17 protein-coding genes, 1 other RNA gene and 1 other annotated feature are annotated in these 20,667 nt (G+C 43.9%); of the genes, 1 reads left to right on the top strand and 17 read right to left on the bottom strand.

Annotation, left to right across the window (positions count from 1 at the left end; all coding sequences use genetic code 11):
* Positions 1-91 precede the first annotated feature (91 nt).
* Positions 92-313, bottom strand: a binding site (T-box leader).
* A gap of 125 nt (positions 314-438) precedes the next feature.
* From ACYQ5K_RS02830 to pth, 15 genes are all read right to left on the bottom strand, one after another.
* Positions 439-1,272 carry a YihY/virulence factor BrkB family protein gene (locus ACYQ5K_RS02830; RefSeq protein ID WP_173688565.1) on the bottom strand — a complete coding sequence of 278 codons (834 nt, stop codon included), beginning with the start codon at positions 1,270-1,272 and terminating at the stop codon, positions 439-441.
* A 115-nt stretch (positions 1,273-1,387) separates the two neighbouring features.
* Positions 1,388-1,568: non-coding RNA, 6S RNA (gene ssrS / locus ACYQ5K_RS02825), on the bottom strand.
* An 87-nt stretch (positions 1,569-1,655) separates the two neighbouring features.
* On the bottom strand, positions 1,656-2,129 hold the full coding sequence (moaC, locus tag ACYQ5K_RS02820) for a cyclic pyranopterin monophosphate synthase MoaC (RefSeq protein WP_243259142.1): 474 nt from the start codon (positions 2,127-2,129) through the stop codon (positions 1,656-1,658).
* Positions 2,130-2,143: 14 nt separating this feature from the next.
* Positions 2,144-3,079, bottom strand: a complete 936-nt coding sequence (locus tag ACYQ5K_RS02815; protein WP_173688563.1) for an MOSC domain-containing protein — start codon at positions 3,077-3,079, stop codon at positions 2,144-2,146.
* 8 nt (positions 3,080-3,087) lie between these two features.
* Positions 3,088-4,062 (bottom strand): GTP 3',8-cyclase MoaA, encoded by a 975-nt coding sequence (gene moaA, locus ACYQ5K_RS02810; RefSeq protein WP_173688562.1) that lies wholly within the window; start codon positions 4,060-4,062, stop codon positions 3,088-3,090.
* 18 nt (positions 4,063-4,080) lie between these two features.
* The gene (locus tag ACYQ5K_RS02805; RefSeq protein WP_178025732.1) at positions 4,081-5,112 is read right to left on the bottom strand and encodes an XdhC/CoxI family protein; all 1,032 of its coding nucleotides are present in this window, start codon (positions 5,110-5,112) and stop codon (positions 4,081-4,083) included.
* Positions 5,113-5,358: 246 nt separating this feature from the next.
* Positions 5,359-5,703 (bottom strand): hypothetical protein, encoded by a 345-nt coding sequence (locus ACYQ5K_RS02800; protein WP_173688560.1) that lies wholly within the window; start codon positions 5,701-5,703, stop codon positions 5,359-5,361.
* Positions 5,704-5,721: 18 nt separating this feature from the next.
* Positions 5,722-7,212, bottom strand: coding sequence for a threonine synthase (gene thrC / locus ACYQ5K_RS02795; RefSeq protein ID WP_173688559.1), 1,491 nt, complete (start codon positions 7,210-7,212; stop codon positions 5,722-5,724).
* A 104-nt stretch (positions 7,213-7,316) separates the two neighbouring features.
* On the bottom strand, positions 7,317-9,635 hold the full coding sequence (locus ACYQ5K_RS02790) for a VaFE repeat-containing surface-anchored protein (protein ID WP_459777253.1): 2,319 nt from the start codon (positions 9,633-9,635) through the stop codon (positions 7,317-7,319).
* Between the two features lie 96 nt (positions 9,636-9,731).
* Positions 9,732-11,816, bottom strand: coding sequence for a glycogen debranching protein GlgX (gene glgX / locus ACYQ5K_RS02785; protein ID WP_243259141.1), 2,085 nt, complete (start codon positions 11,814-11,816; stop codon positions 9,732-9,734).
* Positions 11,817-12,154: 338 nt separating this feature from the next.
* A complete protein-coding gene (locus ACYQ5K_RS02780; protein WP_173688556.1) occupies positions 12,155-12,988 on the bottom strand; it encodes a PHP domain-containing protein in 834 nt (277 codons plus the stop codon).
* A 172-nt stretch (positions 12,989-13,160) separates the two neighbouring features.
* Complete coding sequence (locus ACYQ5K_RS02775; protein WP_173688555.1) at positions 13,161-13,868, bottom strand: ABC-2 transporter permease; 708 nt, start codon at positions 13,866-13,868, stop codon at positions 13,161-13,163.
* 46 nt (positions 13,869-13,914) lie between these two features.
* Complete coding sequence (locus ACYQ5K_RS02770; protein ID WP_173688554.1) at positions 13,915-14,958, bottom strand: peptidylprolyl isomerase; 1,044 nt, start codon at positions 14,956-14,958, stop codon at positions 13,915-13,917.
* Positions 14,959-15,071: 113 nt separating this feature from the next.
* Positions 15,072-18,428 (bottom strand): transcription-repair coupling factor, encoded by a 3,357-nt coding sequence (mfd, locus tag ACYQ5K_RS02765; RefSeq protein WP_178025729.1) that lies wholly within the window; start codon positions 18,426-18,428, stop codon positions 15,072-15,074.
* Positions 18,429-18,444: 16 nt separating this feature from the next.
* Complete coding sequence (pth, locus tag ACYQ5K_RS02760) at positions 18,445-19,020, bottom strand: aminoacyl-tRNA hydrolase (RefSeq protein WP_178025728.1); 576 nt, start codon at positions 19,018-19,020, stop codon at positions 18,445-18,447.
* 151 nt (positions 19,021-19,171) lie between these two features.
* On the opposite strand from pth, the gene ACYQ5K_RS02755 reads away from it, so the two are divergent.
* The gene (locus ACYQ5K_RS02755) at positions 19,172-19,603 is read left to right on the top strand and encodes an FMN-binding protein (protein ID WP_459777252.1); all 432 of its coding nucleotides are present in this window, start codon (positions 19,172-19,174) and stop codon (positions 19,601-19,603) included.
* A 22-nt stretch (positions 19,604-19,625) separates the two neighbouring features.
* Here the strand turns inward: ACYQ5K_RS02755 and ACYQ5K_RS02750 are convergent, their stop codons facing one another.
* Together ACYQ5K_RS02750 and ACYQ5K_RS02745 are read right to left on the bottom strand one after the other, a co-directional pair.
* Positions 19,626-19,889: a hypothetical protein gene (locus ACYQ5K_RS02750; protein WP_008371877.1), complete on the bottom strand. Its 264-nt coding sequence runs from the start codon at positions 19,887-19,889 to the stop codon at positions 19,626-19,628.
* Between the two features lie 49 nt (positions 19,890-19,938).
* Positions 19,939-20,589, bottom strand: coding sequence for an HAD family hydrolase (locus tag ACYQ5K_RS02745; RefSeq protein WP_178025726.1), 651 nt, complete (start codon positions 20,587-20,589; stop codon positions 19,939-19,941).
* Positions 20,590-20,667: the final 78 nt, after the last annotated feature.

Raw genomic sequence — 20,667 nt, 5'->3', positions numbered from 1 at the left:
CTTCCTTATACGCCGCAGTACGCATCCTCGCGTAGCGTTTTTATATATTAGGAAAGAACACTTTCCTAAATATATAAAAAAATCGCCCCTGAAAAGGGACGAGATAAATCGCGGTACCACCCTGTTTCCTGCTATTTGAAATAACAGGCACTCGGACTGCGTAACGTGCAGGGACGTCGTTTTCTACTTTATTTTCAAAAACGCAGCTCACGTGGGAAATTCGTTTCCTGCCTGAACCGGGGAGAACTTACAGCCGGGGATTCTCCTTCTCTGTCGGAAAACAGTTCACTACTTACACGGTCATTGCTTTTACGTTATGTCATATACTTAATTATTGTAACATATGATTTTTTTATGTCAAGCGGTTTTATCTGATAGATTCACCGTTTATCTACGCAAAAATCATATTCCGGAACCCGGATGCCGCTTTTTGCAGAACTAATCCTTTTCCAGGATATCCCTCTTTACATCTACCCAGATACAGTTAATAAGTCCTCCCAACAGCATCACATACATACAGAAATACAGCCACAACATCACAAGAATGATCGCCGTCATACTTCCATACAGACCGGAAAATCCTTTGAAGATTGTCAGATACATCGAAAAAACAAATGAGATCAGCAGCCATCCCAGAGAGCAGAAAATAGATCCCAGAATCAGATCCCTGAACGGAAGCTTCCGGTTCGGCAAAAAGTGATATACCAGAAGCGAAATTCCAGTCATAACAACAAATGAAATCACCGTTCTCAAACGCATGATCATATCCGTCGTCTCCGCAAGAAACGGAATCTTGTGATATATAAAAATACTGATATTATTACCAAACACAGAAAGTACCAGAGCCATCACGATCGCTGCAATGAACAGGATCGTATAGATGGATGCCCGGATTCTTAAAAATACATAATTTCGTGTCTCACGAAGCTCATATGCACAGTTCAGTCCGGTACTAACCGCAAGTACTCCTTTACCTGCTGACCACAGTGCTACAATCGCAGTGATCGGAATGACCGTCTTCGACTGGTTATATACTTCATTTACAATGCCAACCATAAAATCCTGCATATTTGTCTCCGGAAACAAATTTACCACTGCAGTCATAACATCTGCTTTTGTCACCGGAGTATATTGTATGATTGCAAGAAGCAGCAAAATAATCGGGATCATACTCAGCACAAAAAAATAAGCAGACTGAGCCGCGTATGCTCCCACATGCTTTTGTGACACCTGCCCTGTAATTTCCCGAATCTTGTTTATCGTTTTCATCATATAATAACTCCATTTATCTTATCGGCAGTTTCATTTTTCAAAATAGTTTATCACATTTTCACTTCTTTGAAAACCCAAAAAAACAGTTGCTCTCGCAACTGTCCTTTATCTTTTGTAGTCCCCCGAAATGCCGTTTTCCGTTTTTTGACTCCTAGCACTCCGCTAGGTGGGCGACCGCATCTGCTTTTCTGCCTTCCCCTGCGCAATGAGGGCCTGACATATTACAGAGATATAAGAATCCCGTTTAAAGTATTGTAGGTTCAAAAATACGGAAGTCTCGAACATTCCAGGTTTTCTAAAGCCTATTATAGACTATCAGCCGTGTTTTTTCAACTGTTAATCGTTGATGATATTTACTTTTTTTACCAGAAATTAAAATGCGTTTAACGTACCCATTTCCCGCTTTTTCCACCGGACTTTTCAAGCAGATGGATTTCTCCGATCTCCATTCCCCGGTCAATCGCCTTGCACATATCATAGATTGTAAGAAGAGCGGTATTTACCCCGGTCAGTGCTTCCATTTCCACACCGGTCCTGCCGGTACAAGCCGTGTGGCAGATTGCCCGGATTCCATGCTCTTCCTCCAGATATTCAAAATCAATCTCGACTTTGGTAAGGTTTAACAGATGACACAGCGGAATCAGTTCTGCTGTCTTTTTTGCACCCATGATCCCGGCAATTCTTGCCACGCCAAGAACATCTCCTTTTTTCATGCTGCCTTCCTTTACTTTCTGAAAGCATTCTTCCGACATACGGATCACCCCGGATGCAAGTGCTTCTCTTTTTGTCTCAGCCTTTGCCCCCACATCTACCATCACTGCATTGCCATTTTCGTTAAAATGTGTAAATTCACTCATGCTTTTTAACCTCTTTATTTTCTGGCACATTCGCCTTCTGTTCCCCGGAGGATTCCAAGTCCGTGTTCAAGCTCCGGAAGCAGAAATTCCAGTGCTTCCTGTACTGCTTTGGGACTTCCCGGAAGATTGATGATCAGCGTTTTTTTCCGGATACCTGATACAGCTCTGCTGAACATAGCACGCTTTGTGATCATCATCGAATAATTCCGGATTGCCTCTGCAATTCCGTTTGCCATCCGGTCACAGACATTTACCGTCGCCTCCGGTGTCCGGTCCCGCTCCGAGAATCCGGTTCCTCCGGTGGTGAAGATTGCATTAAGCTGCCTCTGATCAGCCAGTCTGATCAGCTCTTTTTCCAGTTTTTTCTGCTCATCCGGTAACAAAATCGTTTCTTTGATATCATATCCGGCATCTTTCAACATTTCGGCAATCTTAGGTCCGCTTTTGTCTTCCCGTTCTCCGGCAGCCCCTTTATCACTTAAAGTAATAACTGCCGCTGAAAATGGACGGTCACTTTTCACCTGTTCCATGACAACTTCATCTCCTACCTTGATATGACCTCCGGTGATGACTTCTGCAAAAACACCCTCTCTTGGCATAATGCAGTCACCCATTCTCTTATAAATCTGACAGTGACTGTGACATTCTTTCCCAATCTGTGTCATCTCAAGTACCACATCTCCGATATGAAATCTTGTTCCAACCGGAAGCGCGCGAAAATCAAATCCCTCCACGATCAGATTTTCACCAAATGCACCATACGCAACTTCTGCCCCTTTTGCACGAAATTCCTGAATCTTTTCATCGGAAAGCAGACTGATCTGACGATGCCATTTTCCACCGTGCGCATCTCCTTCAATCCCCCAGTCCACTTTGACCATGGCTTCACGAACCTCATGTTTTTCGGTTCCTCTCTTTTCACTGATGCAGATTCCCTTCAGTCTTCCCATTTTTATGTTTATCCTCCGATCTGTGACATATTTTTCTGTTCTGTAATAAAATTCTGTTCCTCAAAATGATGCATCTTCGGTTTTCCACGGATCGCCTGTTCCAGACATTTCCGGATTTCTTCTTCCGATCCGTTTCTTGCTGCCTCAAAAACGGAGATCGTATCTGCATAGCACAGACACGCTTTTAACTTTCCGGTTGATGTCATACGGATCCGGTTACATCTGTCACAGAATTTTCCATGCACTGCACTGATCAGACCGATTTTCCCCTGAAAGCCCGGCAGTTGATAATATACTGCAGGTCCGTTTCCAAACCGTCCCTCTAACGGATAAAGCTCTCCTTCTATTCCATAAGCTTCTTTCAGTTTTCCAAGCACCCAGGCACCGGAAATGCCATCCTCTGCTCTTCCCTGTCCAATCGGCATCAATTCAATAAACCGGACATCCAGCTTGTTCTTTTTTGCTAGCTCTGCCAGACTTTTCCATTCCTCATCATTGACTCCTTTTTGCAGGACCGTGTTGATCTTTACCCGGATCCCGCTTTTTTCTGCCATGAAAATGGATTTCCTGACTCTTTCCAGTTCATCTGATCCGGTAATCTCCTGATATTTTTCCGGAATCAGTGTATCCAGACTGATATTCACCGCATCCAGCCCCGCTGCAAGAAGATCTTCCAGATTCTCACCCAGAAGAACCCCATTTGTCGTCATTGTTACTTCTTCTGTGCCCGGAATCTGCCGGATCATCCGGATCAGATCTGCGCATCCTTTTCTGACCAGAGGCTCCCCTCCGGTAATCTTAAACCTGGTAATCCCGATCCGGACAGCCTCCCTGCAGATTCGTTCAATCTCCTCATAAGTCAGGATTTCTGACATTGGAATCCACTTTGCGCCATCCGGCATGCAGTACCTGCATCGCAGATTACAGCGGTCTGTGATCGAAATTCTCATATATTCAATTGTTCGTCCATAAGAATCTCTCACAGCCTTTTCCATCCTTTCTTAATTCCAGAGTGGTTCCAGTAACACCTCGATCGTACCGCCGCAGACCATGCCTTCTTCCTCCGCATCATCTCCGGTCATATCCACATATTCTGTCTTTAGTTCTGTATTATTTTCATGCATCATGACTCTCGCTTTTCTTAAGACCTCTGCCTCCATACAGCCGCCTCCGATGGTTCCCACACAGCTGCCGTCTTCCAGGATCAGCATCTTGGATCCCACATTTCTTGGTGCAGAACCCTTTCTTGTAATGATCGTTGCAAGCATCTTCTTTCCCGTATGAACGGTATCCAGGATTGCTTCCAGCAAGTCTTCCGGATAACCGCAGACTCTCTTGTTCTGATTCTTCACTTCAATGATCTCTGCCATGATCGCCACACCAATCTCCTCCGGTGTCTCAGCACCGATGTTCAGACCAATCGGACTTTTTATCTCGCCGATCACTTCCTGGCTGCAGCCTTTTTCAATCAGATCCTGCTTTACCATCGCACTTCTTCGCCGGCTTCCGATCATTCCGATATAAGCATGTTCCTTCCCAACGATCTTCTCCAGACAAACCTGATCATATCTGTGCCCCCTGGTCAGTACAACAAAATACGTATCCTTATCTCCTTCAATCTGATCCAGGGCGTCTTCAAACGGCTGGCAGATTACTTCCGTTGCGCCCGCATTTCTGGCATGGTCGGCAAACTGCGGACGATCCTCAAGAACCGTGACCTTCCATCCAAGCATGATCCCGATCTTGATCACCGGCATTGATACGTGACCACCGCCACAAATGACCAGATGCTCCTGTCCTCCAATTATATCACAGAACACCTGCTGCTCTCTGATTTCATAAAGTCCACATTTTTTCAAGTCTCCTGCTTCTGAAAAATGTTCTGAAAAGAAACCATTTTCTTTACTTTCCCAGATTATTTTTTTCTCCGATAAAATTGCTTTTTCTCCGGCTGCGGATCCTTTTGCCACTGTCAGAAGAACGTAATCCCCCTGCTTTGGTAAATCTTTTAATATCTCAAATACATTTTCCATCAAATCTCATCTACCCTACTACATATTTATTCAGTCTGTCAAATGCTTCTTTTAATTCGGTTCCATCCTGAAACGGATCGGAATCTTCCGGCATTTCATCTCTCGCATAACATTTTCTTTTATCCCCGTCACATTTTCTTTGCCATGCAATACTTTTATTGTAACAAATTTTTCCGTCAAATGAAATAAGAAGGTGCAGCTCTTTTTGTCTGCACCTTCCCTTTTCCTTTATTTTATGATCTGATTTTAAAAATATTTTGCATTCAGCTTTTTGACTGTCCATGCAAACCATACCAGTACTGCAAGTACCAGTACTAACATCACCCAGAATAATTTTCCTGTACTCTGTACGTAAGTATTATACAGATCTTCTGCGCCATACAGGATCAGCACAACCGCAAGCACAAGAAGCTTCGGCCCTGCTGCTGTCCTGTATGCTTCCTTATCCTTACACTTCTTTATATTCGTATCTTTTGGTACAAGAATTGATGTATTGATGATTCCTTTGAATTTAAGTTGAAACCATGCATACAGGCTATACAATCCCGCCCCAATACCAATGATCCCGAAAATTCCTTCCATTCCGTTCATTCTTTTGCCTTCTCCTGTTTATTTTACGCCAAGAATATTCTTAACGGTCTGCTCCATCTGATCAACATCACATTCTGTATTGTGACGGATCTCGGCATTCATGATCTCTTTGATGGCATTCGGAATCTCTGTACCGGATACTTTCTGAAGCTCCTCGATCAGTTTGAAATCATCCTGTCCTTTATACTTCGGATCGATCGCTGACATAACGCTTCCTGCAAATTTATATGGACTTGCTGTGGATGCGATTACTGTCTTTCTGTCATCTTTACTGTCTTCTCTGTAAGCTTTATACACCGTTGCAGCTACCGCCGTGTGGGTATCCATTACATAACCGGTATCTTCATATATATCATGGATTGTCTTTGCGACCTGCTCTTCTGTCGCATATCCTGCCGCAAAATCGGCCAGGTTTGCTTTCATCTCACCTGTAATCGCGTAACTTCCCTTTGTCTTCAGCTCAGTCATAAGATCCGTATCTTTTCTTGCATCTTCTCCGGAAATCTTGTAGATCAGACGCTCTAAGTTGCTGGAGATCAGGATATCCATTGACGGAGAGGTGGTAAGAACGAATTCACGGTTACGGTCATAGGTTCCTGTCTGGAAGAAATCATAGAGAACCTTGTTCTCATTGGAAGCACAGATCAGCTTTGCGATCGGGATTCCCATATTCTTTGCATAATATGCAGCCAGAATATTTCCAAAGTTACCTGTCGGTACAACCACATTGATCTCTTCATCCTCTGCGATCTCTTCATTCTGAAGAAGCTTTGCATAAGCATATACATAATATACAACCTGCGGCACCAGACGTCCGATGTTGATCGAGTTGGCAGATGAGAACTGATAGCCCGCCTCATTTAATTCTTTTTCCAGCTCTTTGTTCTCGAACATTGCTTTCACACCGCTCTGTGCATTATCAAAATTGCCGTGGATTGCAACAACCGAAGTGTTGTCCCCTTTCTGTGTCACCATCTGAAGTTCCTGTACCCGGCTTACCCCATTCTTCGGATAGAATACAATAATCTTTGTTCCTTCTACATCTGCAAATCCTGCAAGTGCAGCTTTTCCTGTATCCCCGGATGTTGCTGTCAGAATGACAATTTCATTCTTTACCTGGTTCTTCTTTGCAGAAGTGGTCAGAAGATGTGGAAGAATGGAAAGTGCCATGTCTTTGAATGCGATCGTTGCCCCGTGGAACAGTTCCAGATAATAAGCATCCTCCACTTTTGCAAGCGGCGCGATCTCTTCGGTATCAAACTTACTGTCGTAAGCCTTTGCAATACAGCTCTTCAGTTCTTCCTCTGTAAAATCTGTCAGGAATTCTTTCATGACTGTATAAGCGGTTTCCTGATAGGTCATCTCTTTGAGTTCTCCTAACGACACCGGAAGCTTCGGAATCGAAACCGGTACAAATAATCCACCGTCATCTGCAAGCCCTTTTAAGATTGCCTGGGAGGCTGTTACTGTCTTTTCTGCATCTCTTGTACTCTTATAAAGTAAATTCATGGTTCTCCACCCTTCTTATTCTTTCTGATTCACTTCAGCAATCTGCTAAAGTATCTGTTTATTTAGCGATTATATCATAAGAATTTGTCAAGCGCAATGCCATCCTATCTATGTTTCCACTTTCGTCCCCACATCCGTGTCAGAAGAAAACGAAGGATAAGCGAACCTGTCAGAAGTACCGCTGCCAGAAATACCAGAATTTTTCCATAAGCACCATCCCCGGTCGCAACGGTTTTGGCTTTTGCTGTTTCCTTGGGTTTCTCGGGAGTTTCCGGTTCTTCTTTCTTTTGCGTTTTTTCTTTTTTATAGGTTACACTCTGTCTTTCATCCTCCAGATCTGCATGTGCTACAACCAGCTTTTCTTCCAGATAGACCTCCTCAAATACAACAATCTGCTCTCCCTGAAGTCCTGTCGCATCAAACGTGAACTCCATCTGAATCTCTCCGGATCCGGTATCCGGAACCAGTTTTTTCTCCGCAGTCACTTCTTTTCCATCCTGCATAACCGGTTCTTCTGTTGCTTTATCCATCAGTATGCCTCTGATCACATATTCCTTTCCAATCTCCAGATTCTTCCATTTCACCTGGTCGATCACAGTTACGTGATCCGTCCGTTTCCCGTTATGCGTTCCCGTTTCCCGGTCAGATGCTCTTGTCCCGATCTCCGGTACGGGATGTTCATCATTTGTCAGTGTCCCCAGATCAATTACTCGCATTTCCTTTGTTACTTCCACCTCAAACGCAGGAATCAGCATCCGGTCTTCATTATTTTTACAAGACAGTTCTTCCACCAGATACGTTCCATAAGGAAGCGCTCCTCTTGTATTATCCGGAGTTCCTTCCCCGAACCAGATCCCATCTTCACTTGTCTTCCCCTCATTCGTGTTGACGGTATGTGGATTCCAGTATGCTCCCGTCGAAGCCTCCCCGTTTTTGTCCGTCAGGATCACATGGCTTTCCCCTGTCGCCTTGGATGTGATCTGAAACGGAATATCTGACAGTCTCTTAAGTGTCTTATCCGCTGCTTTCACCAGCTTTAAATCTCCGCGGATGATCTTTTCTTTTATTTCTACCGGATTCCATATTTCCAGAGGCTTACAGACTCCATTTTCCTCTTTTCCGGTCTGTATACAATGTGTAATCGTATCTACCAGATAACCTTCCGGTGCTTTGGTTTCCCATACAGTGACAGTGCCAAGCGGAAGCTCATTATTTTCAAAAAACGGATCCCCGCTGATCAGATGCTCTGCATCCATCCGGACCACTCCATCCGCATCTGACTTCAATTTCCAGCTTCTGATTGGCATCTTTACTCCGATTTCATTTTGATCACCAAAGAAACTGCCAAAAAATCCCACATAAAACTCTGCTCCTTCAAGGGAAAGTCCTGCCTGTGCCTGGTTTTTTCCTATTTCTGCATCCTTCTTCCGGATCAGGATTTCCACCTTTGTCTTTTCTGGCACATCCTGACACTCATAGGTCGCTGTCTGTCCGGCATTTACCGTAATCTGACGCAGTTTTGTATCCAGTACATAGCCCTTTGGTGCTTTCGTTTCCTTAATATCATAGGTTCCCTCCGGAAGATCCTCTGCCTTTCCATACCCCTTCTCATCTGTCCGGATCACGCAGACCGCCTCGGATGTACCACTTTTATAAACAGTATACTCTGCCCCTTCAAGTGAATAGAGCTGATTATCTGCTGTGGTCTCCGGCTCGGCAGAACTTTTTTTAAGCTCCAGACTGCCATTATGAGTTGTCTTAAACAGATACACCGTAGATCTTGACTTCGCCACAAGCTGTGAAATCTGATTGCCGCTTGACGGTATGGAGGCCGAATGCCAGAACCGGTTATCACTGCTATGATCTCCCCAGAAAAATCCGATATGGCAGTCTGCATCCGGTTCAGCCCAGGAAACCGGCTCAAAATAGATCACGTCCCCTTTTTGTGCCTTTCCACCTGCAAGCAACTCTTCAATGGTATTATAATGGTAAGATTCCACCGCATTGTCCGTCATCCAATGGAACCAGTTACTTGCATTGACCTTTCCGCCACGGAGACTGCCTTTTGCAATCCCCGAAAGATCTGCCCCGCATTTTTCCAGAACATATGCGACAAATCCGGTACAGTTCATTGCCCCATTTCCGCCATGCGCACCATTCGGACGCATACAATTCTCTGCTGTAAGAGGCGATCCGCTGTAAGGCGTTCCCAGATAATATCCATCCTTTTCGTGCGCCTTTAATTCCTGCAGTACCTTTCCCGGCTCTGCTCCTAATTTTTCATCAAGTTTTACAATTGTTTCTTTTTTTGTGACGTTCTCTGCTGAATTTGCAGATACGACAGGCATACGGGTGCCTGACAATGATACTACCGCCAGAATCACACTCAGTATTCCGGCAAAATGATTCTTCATATGCTTCATAAAAATTTCTCCTTCTGCCTTTTCAGGTCAGAAAAGAGAATATAAAAGACGAGTACCCTTACTATAAAGGAAGAGTACCCGCTTGTCAATAGCATTTTATTGTTGATCTGCCTCCAGAACGATCACACTTCTCGGTCCCGCAAGAATTTTTTCCTCCGAAATCCGTACCGGCTTCTGATAAATTTCCTGCTTTTTATCCCCGGTATTTGCCGCTACATGCCAGCTGTATCCGCTCGGAAGCTGCGGCAGTTCTACCCAGACACCTTCCCAGTATGGATTCATCAGAAGATACACACAATCCTCTTTTGCCTTTTTGTCATCGTATCCCGCAAACATGACAGCTGCCGTTCGGATCTCCTGTCCGGAAAGATCCATCTCCCACGGTACTTCCCCATGAAAACTGATTTCCGGAAATCCGAGACTGCTTGCCCCTGCATCTCCTGTGATCGATGGATGGCGTTTCCGGAATGCCGTCATATAAGCACAGAAATCAAATACATCCTGGAACTTTTCTTTTCTTGTCCAGTCCAGCCAGGAAATCTCGTTATCCTGACAGTAAGCATTGTTATTCCCGAACTGGGTATTACCAAACTCATCTCCTGCAAGGAACATCGGTGTCCCTCTGCTGCAAAGCAGGACCGCAAAAGCATTTTTCATCATCCGGTGGCGCAGTTCAACAACCATCACCTGATCGGTCTCCCCCTCTGCCCCACAGTTCCAGCTCCGGTTGTCATCACTTCCATCCAGATTTCCCCATCCATTTGCCTCATTATGCTTCTGATTATACGAATAAAGATCATACATGGTAAATCCATCGTGACAGGTCAGAAAATTCACAGAAGCATGTTTTCCGCGGATCCTGGTATCATAAATATCCGGAGAACCGGCAATCCTCTGAAGCGCCGCCCCTGCTGCCCATAAGCCTCCTTTTAAATATTCCCGCACATCGTCCCGGTATCTCCCATTCCACTCCGACCATCTGCGAAATGCCGGAAAACTTCCGACCTGGTAAAGTCCGCCGGCATCCCATGCCTCTGCGATCAGTTTTGTATCCGCAAGCAGAGAATCATAGGCAAGATTTTTCACAAGCGGTGGATTTTCCATTGGTGATCCGTCCTCATTTCTTCCCAGGATCGAGGCAAGATCGAACCGGAATCCGTCCACCCGGTACTCAGCCACCCAGTACCACAGGCAGTCCTGGATCATTTTGATCACCACCGGATGATTGCAGTTCACAGTATTGCCACAGCCGCTGAAATTATAATATTTTCCATCTGGTGTCAGCATATAATAGATCTGATTGTCAAATCCTTTAAATGAGATAAAAGGTCCGCATTCATTTCCTTCTGCCGTATGGTTGAACACCACATCCAGAATCACCTCAATCTGATTATTATGTAGTTCCCGGATCAGTTCTTTTAATTCTACCCCTTCCCGGTTGTATTCCGTTGATGCCGCATAGCTCGTATTCGGTGCAAAAAAGCTAACCGTATTGTAGCCCCAGTAATCGATCAGTTTCTTTCCGTCAACCTCCCTGCTTCCCTGCAGCTCATCAAATTCAAAGATCGGCATCAATTCCACCGCATTGATCCCCAACTCTTTCAGATAAGGGATCTTTTCCTTAATTCCGGCAAAGGTTCCCGGATAACGGACGCTTTTGTCCATCTTCGTAAATCCCCGGACATGCATCTCATAGATGATCAGTTTTTCCATCGGGATCTTATCGGGCTTTTCACTGCCCCAGAAGAAATTATTCCGGACTACTCTGGCGCGGTATCCTCCGGTATTCAGTGCTTTCCCCCATATACTCTGCCCGGTAACCGCCTTTGCATAAGGATCCAGCAAAATATGCTTTTTATCAAACAGCAGACCTTCCTCCGGTTTCCACGGTCCATCCAGCCTGTACGCATATTCAAATTCTTCAATATCCAGCCCAAATACCATCATGGAAAATACATCCCCGATCCGACAATTTTCCGGAAATGGAATCACTGCATACGGCTCCTGTTCCTTCCTATGAAATAAAAGAAGTTCACAAGTCACAGCTCCCTTTGAATGTACTGTAAAATTAACTGCCGACTGAAATGCAGTCGCCCCCTCATCCCGGTACAGTCCGGGACAGATTTCAAATCCGTTTACTGTTTCTGTCGGAACCCATCTTGGCATCATTTCTTCCAGCATCTTACCAGCTCCTTCCATGTCATGTTTTCAGTATAGCACATTTTTTCGTTTACACACCTTTCCTTTCTGTATATAGTAAAAAGGATTACACATTTTTTTCAGCAGACTCAATGAGGCTTTTTTATCACTGCACAGCATCTATATTATTTATTTCAGTGCTTCTTTATATATGCCTTTTTAAGCTGGTGTACAGAAGTTGCTTTCTCCGCTTTTAAAGAGCATCCTTTAAAGATCCGAGAAACAAACTGAAAGAAATAAGCCATAAAAAATCCATCCGGTTCCTTTCATCAAATGAAAGGAATAAGATGGATTTTCTTTTATCCTTAAGCATTCTAATTTCAATGCTTTCTCTTAATCTTGTCCAGATACGGGATCTCAATCGGATCGATCGCATCAAGTGGCTGTTCTTTATTGATCTTCTTTTTACGCGTATGCTTTTTCAGAAGTGCACCACCCCGGTTATAAAACCAGAAAGAAAAGATCAGTAGCTTATTGAGTTTTCCAATCTTATCTTTTGTCGTCTTTGTATAATACTCTCCACCGGACCGGATTTCTTCTTTTTCCCTGATCTGCCGGATCAAATCCAGCTCTGTCTCAATCCGCACCGGAAATTCCGTATACCCCATACCGACGCAATCCAGCTTATGTGCATCACTTCCTCCGGTTCCCGGTTTCCCGTATTTCTCAGCAAGATACTTCGCCCCTTCATTAGACTGCGGTGGTTCACAGGCATTGAACGTCTCTATGAAATCAAATTTTTCAATCAGCTCCGGAGTTTTCTGCCATCTTTTCGTGTTGGTAAAGCTCAGATACTTTTCTCCGCATGGATGTGCCGGTCCACAGATCCCGCCATTATGATGCACAAAATCAATCAGAAGCGAAAGCGGAAGCCCTCTCAGCTCCAGAAGACGCATCTTTACCCCCTGTGGCATAATGATCAGAATGTGTCCCGCATCCAGTGTATCATACTCTATTCCTTTCAATACGACAAAATCTTTGTATTTTCTCCCTTTGATCGTATTCTTCCAGTGCCGATATCCATTATAGGTGTCATGATCTGTAACCAGCATTCCGTCAATGCCTTTAGACTGCAGCTTTTTAATAAATTCTTCAATCGGCACTTTGCTGTCAATTGATCCTTCTCTTACATGACAATGCATATCTATCTTCATATTTTCATCTCCAGATCTTAAATCGTTGAAACTATTTTTATTATACCCCTTTTTTTACAACGCTGCAAGAAATACCAGTTTCTTCTATTGCCTGCACTCACCAGAATCGTTACTGGTCTCATATGCAAAAGAGGATGTATCTTTTTCCGATACATCCTCCCATCACTCTTAGTTATTCGTCATCATCTTCATCCTCATCAAGATCGATCAGCATGGTTCTTGCCATCTCTATTTCTTCTTCCTTTGAAGTCTCTTTCTTGATCGCATTTGCTCTTCGAACCTGCTTCTTGTTAATCTCACTTGACTTCATAATAAACTGGATCACGATTCCGATAAATGTAATCACAATCGAAATGATCCACATGAAAATCACATTTTTCAGACCTGCCAGATCATAGATCGTCATTCCTGCTCCAAAACCACCTGTTAATGCAGTCGCAATGATCACGAATGGTTCAAACCAGATCATCGCAAGGATTGCGAAAATCAGTCCGACTGCTCCACAGACTGCCAGCATGATCCAATTCCCTGCATTTGTAATCGCAAGTACTATACCTGCCGCTCCCAGAAAGCATACCCAGAAAGCTCCGAACTTCTTGAATACACCGTTCAGTATTGCAAGGATCAGACCTGCAACTCCGGCTGCGATCAGTACCGGAACAGCTTCCAGTCCCAGCAGATATGTCACAGCAAATCCAAGCAGTGCCCCTGCAATAAATCCAGTCAGTGCATTCCAGACACGGATCAGCTTCAAACCTAAAATTCCAATGAGAACTGATATAACAATTGAAACAGCTGAAATAATCACGGCTTCTTTTCCGGCTATAAACACCGCACTATTTCCCATGATATCCTTCAATACTATACCTATTGATTCCATCCTAATCTCTCCTCCTGTCGTACTTCCCTGTTGTTAAGTCAGACGCTTATTTTGATGAAGAGTCTGAAGATGTGCCTGTATCTTCGGTCGTGCTCTTAACCGTTACGCCCTGATCAGCAAAACTGATTGTATTCCATACTTTTTTATGTACTTTAATATCAGTTTTCTTTTTCCATTTCTTATAAATCGACTGATACTCGTCACTCTTTCTCTGCGATACAATGGACTCTTTCTTGGTATCCGTTGCATCACGGTCAAGAAGGCTGACCAGCTTTGCAACATAGTAACCATTGTCTGCTTCGATCACATCTGTCACTTCGCCTTCTTTTAACTTGTCTGCTGCTTTGATCAGATCTTCGTTTGGTGAAGTTGTATCAGAATCAAATGTCAGATCAGTTGCGGAAACTCCTGCTGCTGTTGCAAATACAGAAAAATCTTCTGCCGAAGCCGCATCTTTCTGGAAATCTTCTGCTTTCTTTTTCACTTCTGCTTTTTCGTCATCTGACATATCTGTCGAATTTCCATCACTGTCCGTTGTCTTTGTAGAGAACAGCACATACTGCATTTTCTTCTGTGCAGCTTCCTCATCAGATACATTTGTATCTACCTCCGCGGTCATAGCTGTTTCCATCTTATTTTGGATTGTCAGAAGCTCCAGTACTTTTTTTACTGTCTCTTCATCGCCCGATACTGCCTCTTTTGTATCACTGTCATTACTGTCAGCAAATTTTTTCGCAGCATCCTCGATATTTTTCGTATCATCATCGCTTAATGAAACCTTATAATCATCCTTGTGTTCATCCAGGATATACAATTCTTCCAGGGTATCAATGATTGAATCCTTATAATTCTGTTCATAAGTCTTTCCATCTGAAACTTCCTTATCCCAGAAATCATCTCCCAGATAACTTCCATATGTTGTCTCAAACTGTGCCTGTTGATATCTTGCAAAAAAGTTCGCTACATCCGCAGTAACTTTTTCATCTCCAACTTCCGCTACTGTATTCTGCCCGTTGAACTTACTGCCGCATCCACTTAAAGATGCAATGCAGGCAACTGCCAGTATACAGGCAACCACTCTTTTTTTCATTTATAAAATTTCCTCCTTGATCTTCTCTCCATCGTGCATGATTCTTCATCGTGCACTCGTATAGTATATCGTTTTTTTCCACTACTGGCAATCTTTTTCATAAAAAATACACATTATTCTTCGACAAGTTCCCGTATATCTTCAACAATTTTCCCTGTATTTTCGAGAATCTGTTCTGCTTTTTCCTTTTTATTTTTTCTGCGTTTGCAGTAAATAAAATATGGATTCTCCGTATCTGCCTTAAAGGTCAGTTCTCCTTTATATTTTGCAAGCAGATCCGGAATCTTTGCTACATTTACCTTTGCTTTCTCATACATGGTAAATTTGTACTCATCCCCTTTTTGCTCTACCGCAATAATATAAGCTGCATGTGCTTTTGCTTTCAGCTGTGCGATCATCAGAAGCTGCTGTACCTTGCGCGGAGGATCACCAAAACGGTCGATCAGTTCTTCTAACATGTCATCCTGCTCTTCTTCTGTCTCGATTGCTGCGATCCGTTTATAGATATCCAGTTTCTGATACTCATTCGGAATATAAGATGCAGGGATATAGGCATCAATATTCAGATCCACTGTTGTCGCATAGGTTTCTTCCGGAATCTCTCCTTTCAGATGACGGACTGCCTCACTTAACATCTTGCAGTAAAGGTCATATCCCACTGCATCCATGTGACCATGCTGTTCTTCACCGAGCAGGTTCCCTGCCCCACGGATTTCCAGATCCCGCATGGCAATTTTTACGCCGGAGCCAAGGTCGGTAAACTCACGAATTGCGGAAAGTCGTTTTTCTGCAACCTCCCGGAGCATTTTGTCTCTTCTATATAGGAGAAATGCGTATGCCATACGGTTCGATCTGCCAACCCTTCCCCGGAGCTGGTAAAGCTGGGAGAGACCCATCCGGTCCGCGTCATGGATGATCATGGTATTGGCATTGGAAATGTCAAGTCCGGTCTCGATGATCGTCGTCGATACCAGAACATCAATTTCTCCATTGATGAAATCATACATGATGTCTTCCAGTTTGTGCTCCCGCATCTGCCCGTGTGCATATGCCACATTTGCATCCGGCACAAGTTTCTGGATCTTCGCTGCCATTTCAGCTATATCCTGGACACGGTTATAGACATAGTACACCTGTCCCTGGCGGGAAATTTCTCTTTCGATTGCCTCCCGGACCATCTCATCATTCTCCTCCATCACATAGGTCTGGATCGGCATACGGTCGATCGGAGCTTCTTCCAGCACACTCATATCACGAATCCCGATCAGACTCATATGAAGTGTTCGTGGAATCGGTGTTGCCGTAAGTGTCAGAACATCAATATTCTCTTTCAGTTTTTTGATCTTTTCTTTATGTTGTACCCCAAAGCGCTGTTCCTCATCAATGATCAAAAGTCCCAGATCTTTAAATGACACATCCTTACTCAGTACCCGGTGGGTTCCGATAATGATGTCAACCTGTCCTTTTTTCAGGTCTTCAATCGTCTTTTTCTGCTGCGCAGGTGTACGGAAACGGCATAACAGATCCACCCTTACTGGAAATTCTTTCATCCGCTGCACAAAAGTGTTGTAATGCTGCTGTGCAAGAATCGTAGTAGGGACCAGATAGACAACCTGCTTGTTCTCCTGCACTGCTTTAAATGCTGCCCGGATTGCAATCTCTGTCTTTCCAAATCCCACATCCCCACAGATCAGACGGTCCATGATCTTTGGACTTTCCATATCCCGTTTTGTTGCCTCGATTGCAAGCTGTTGATCCTCCGTTTCCTCAAATGGAAACATTTCTTCAAATTCCTTCTGCCAGACCGTGTCCTTTTCATAGACAAATCCTTCTTTGGACTGCCGTACTGCATAGAGTTCCACCAGATCTTTGGCTATCTGCCAGACTGCTGTCTTTACCTTGCTCTTCGTGCGATGCCATTCCTGTCCTCCAAGTTTGTTAAGTTTCGGCTTTTTAGCATCTGCACTGGCATACTTCTGGATCTGGTCAAGCTGTGTGGCAAGAATATAAAGATTTCCACCATCAGCATACGAAATCTTCATATAATCCTTTGTCACCTTATCAACTTCAATCTTTTCGATTCCCCGGTAAATTCCAAGTCCATGATTCTCGTGTACCACATAATCCCCCGGTTTCAGATCCGAAAAGCTGCTTATTTTTTGTCCATCGTAACTTTTCCGTTTCTTTTTCTTCTTTGTCTTGCCAAAAATATCCGACTCGGAAATAACAATAAATTTGATCATCGGATACTCATATCCGACTTCTATATGCCCGTAGCATACCATGATCTCCCCTGGTTTCACTTCACGTTCCTGATCCTCGCTGTAAAAACTACTCAGATCATAATCCCGCAGATCCTCCGCCAGGCGCTTTGCTCTTGTCCTGGATCCCGAAATCAGAACCGCCCGGTATCCGTTCCTTTTCAGTCTTTTGAGATCCTGTGTCAGCATCTCAAAGCTGCTGTTATACGGGTTGACGCTTTTTGCCTGAATTCCAAACCGCTTTCTCACAAAAAACGGCTTGCATTTCATTTCCAGCGCGCACATCCCGATCATGCAGAACCGGTTCAGAAATTTTACGATTTCATCGGTCGCAAAAAACTCCGGGGCTTCTTCCATCTCCCCGGTTCTTGCCATTTCTTCTGCACGATTTTCTCTCGCCTTTTCTACTTCGTTTTCTGCCAGACGTCCTTTTTCCAGAAGCCTGGCCGGTTCATCCAGGAACACCAGCGTGTCCTTCGGATCAAAGTAATTGATAAAAGAAACTTTTCTGTCACTTCCCAGTCTGTCATCCGCCGGGTAAATAACGATCTGCTCCAGATTTTCTACCGATCTCTGGCTGTCCACATCAAAAATACGGATCGAATCCACTTCATCTCCCCAGAATTCAATACGGATCGGCAATTCCTCGGTAAGCGGGTAAATATCAATGATTCCACCACGAACAGCAAACTGTCCCGGTCCATCCACCTGGGCTTCCCTGTCATAACCAAGTTTTACGATCTTCTCCTTGAGGGATTCAAATTCCACTGCTTCACCATTTGAAATAGTCAGGATATCCCCTTTCACTTCTGCTTCCGGCAGCAGTTCATCCATGAATCCATCAATCGTTGTGATGACTGTGACCTGGCTTTCTGCTTCTGCCTCCATCATCATCTGCAGAGTTTCCATCCGCTGTTTGACCAGCTGTTTTCCATGGATATCTGCCTGGTAAAACAGAAGATCCTTTGCCGGATAATAGCTGGTATTTTCATTTAAGAAACGATATTCTTCATATAATTTTTTTGCCTTATCTTCACTGGAAAGAACGATCAGTGTACGTGCATAACCTTTCCCAAGCGCATACATCAGATGGGTTTTCTGTGATGTCACACACCCGGAAAGGAGCAGCATTCCCGGTTCCCGTCCCCGCTCTTCATAGATTTCTTCAATCTCTGCCAGTTCAGATAAGGGAGCCGTAAGTGCATGCATCGCTTTTTGCCTCCTCTTATTCTTTCTTTTTCTGGTTGTATTCGTTCATTGCCCGGTCAATCGCTCCCTGCATGATCAGCACAGAAGCTTCGCAGGCAAGATCATATCCTTCTTCCATAAGTACACGGTCCTCTTTGGAAAATTTTCCGAGAACATAATCTGCAAGATCATATCCTTTCGGTTTTTCTCCCACACCTACCTTGATTCGCGGGAACACACTGGTTCCAAGATTGGCAATAATATTTTTGATTCCATTATGCCCACCGGCACTTCCTTTTCTGCGGATCCTGAGCTGTCCGACTTCCAGACTGATATCATCGTAGATCACCAGAAGCTCTTCCTCCGGATCGATCTTGTAATATTCCACCAGACTGCGGAGACTCTCCCCACTCAGATTCATGTAAGTCTGTGGCTTTACAAGAATTACCTTCTGTCCCTCGACCACACCCTTCCCGATAAGGGCACGGTGTTTTTTTGTATCGACTGCTATCTGATATTTCTCCGCCAAACGGTCCACTACATCAAATCCAACATTATGTCTTGTCCCCTGATACTTTTCATCCGGGTTTCCAAGTCCTGCAATTACAAACATTCTATTCACCTCTGCTTTTTCTCTTTCCTGATTCTACTAAATCCTTTCTCTTTTGTCACGCATTTCTCATGCATAAACGGTTCTTTCTTTTCATATAGTTTATTAAGCGGCATTACATGCCGAAATTCCATACTGCCTAAGGAGGTTCTTTATGAGTTCCAAAACAAAAATTATCGTACTTCACATGAAAGAAATTATCTATACCGTTATTTTTGCCACTTTAGGTATTATCATCCTCTGTCTTTTATTCTTTATGTTCTCCGGAAGCCGGCATTCCTCTGTATCAGATAAAAAATATACACCCGGCGTTTATACCTCTTCTTTCACACTTGGAAACGAAAATCTGGAACTGGAAGTTTCTGTCTCAGACGCTTCGATCGATTCCATCCGCATTTCCAATCTGAACGAAACTGTAACTGCCATGTACCCACTCCTTCAGCCATCTCTCGATGATCTGGCTGATCAGATCTGCAAGTCCCAGTCTCTTGATAACCTGACTATTTCAACCGACAGTCCCTATACTTCTCAGCTTCTTGTCAACGCCATCCGTGATGCGCTCAAAAAAGCTGCGGCAAACAACTGATGCCGCAGCTCTTTTTCTTTTATTAACCTTCTACGATCAGATACTGTCCGTTCGGAAGTGCGAATACTTCTGAAGCCTCTTCCAGCTCTTCATCACTCATACCACTGATGTCCGCTCCGCTTTCATCCAGATAATCTCTCACATCCTTAATAGAATCTACAACAACCGCCATACAGTCTTCCAGAAATGCTTCTGCTTCTTCCAGTGTCTCTGCAACCGGCTCATCAAAAAGCTGTGACTGCATATTCAGGAATGTCTGCAGACATTCTTCATCATACTCATACATACAGGCAACCCTCCCTTATCTTTCTCACAGAAAAATCTTCTCATCTGAACTATAAATAGTTAAGCAATTCTTCAGCATGTGCAATTGTCGCATCTGCTCCTGTCTCCACAAGAAGTTCTTTGGTCCGGAATCCCCATTCTGCTCCGACTGTAAACATACCGGCAGCCTTCCCTGTCTTCATATCTACATCCGAGTCCCCTATGTATATTCCTTCTTCCGGCGATACCCCTAATTTATCAAGTATCCACAGAAGTCCTTCCGGATCCGGTTTCTTCGGAAATTCACCCGACTGCCCCTGAATATGGTCAAAATATTCTTTTCCAAATGTACTTTCCACTACATCGATCGCCTGCAAATGTGGTTTGTTGGAAAATACTGCAATCTTTATTCCCTTCTTCTTCAGTGAATCTAACATCTGAACAACGCCATCATAAGGACGGACATGGTACATACAATTTTCTCCAAAGATTCTGCTGTACACTTCCATACCTTCTTCAATCCTCTTAAGCTCTGTGTCTCCGGACGCACGAAGCGCACGCTCCATAAGACATCTGGCTCCATCTCCAACGAAGCTTCGGCACTGGTCTTTGGTAATCGTCTCAAGTCCCATTTCTTCTAACGTCTTATTCGTTGAATAAGTCAGCGAATCCAGCGTATTTGTCAAAGTTCCATCCAAGTCAAAAATACACGCTTTATACATTGCTGTTCTCCTGTTCTTCTGTTCTATGATTATAATAGTATGAACCTTGACAAATTTCAACTGGAAATCTCTATTTTT

Source organism: Allocoprococcus similis (assembly GCF_054660775.1).
Note: the sequence above shows the minus strand (reverse complement) of the source record. Positions and strands in the feature narration are given on the sequence as shown.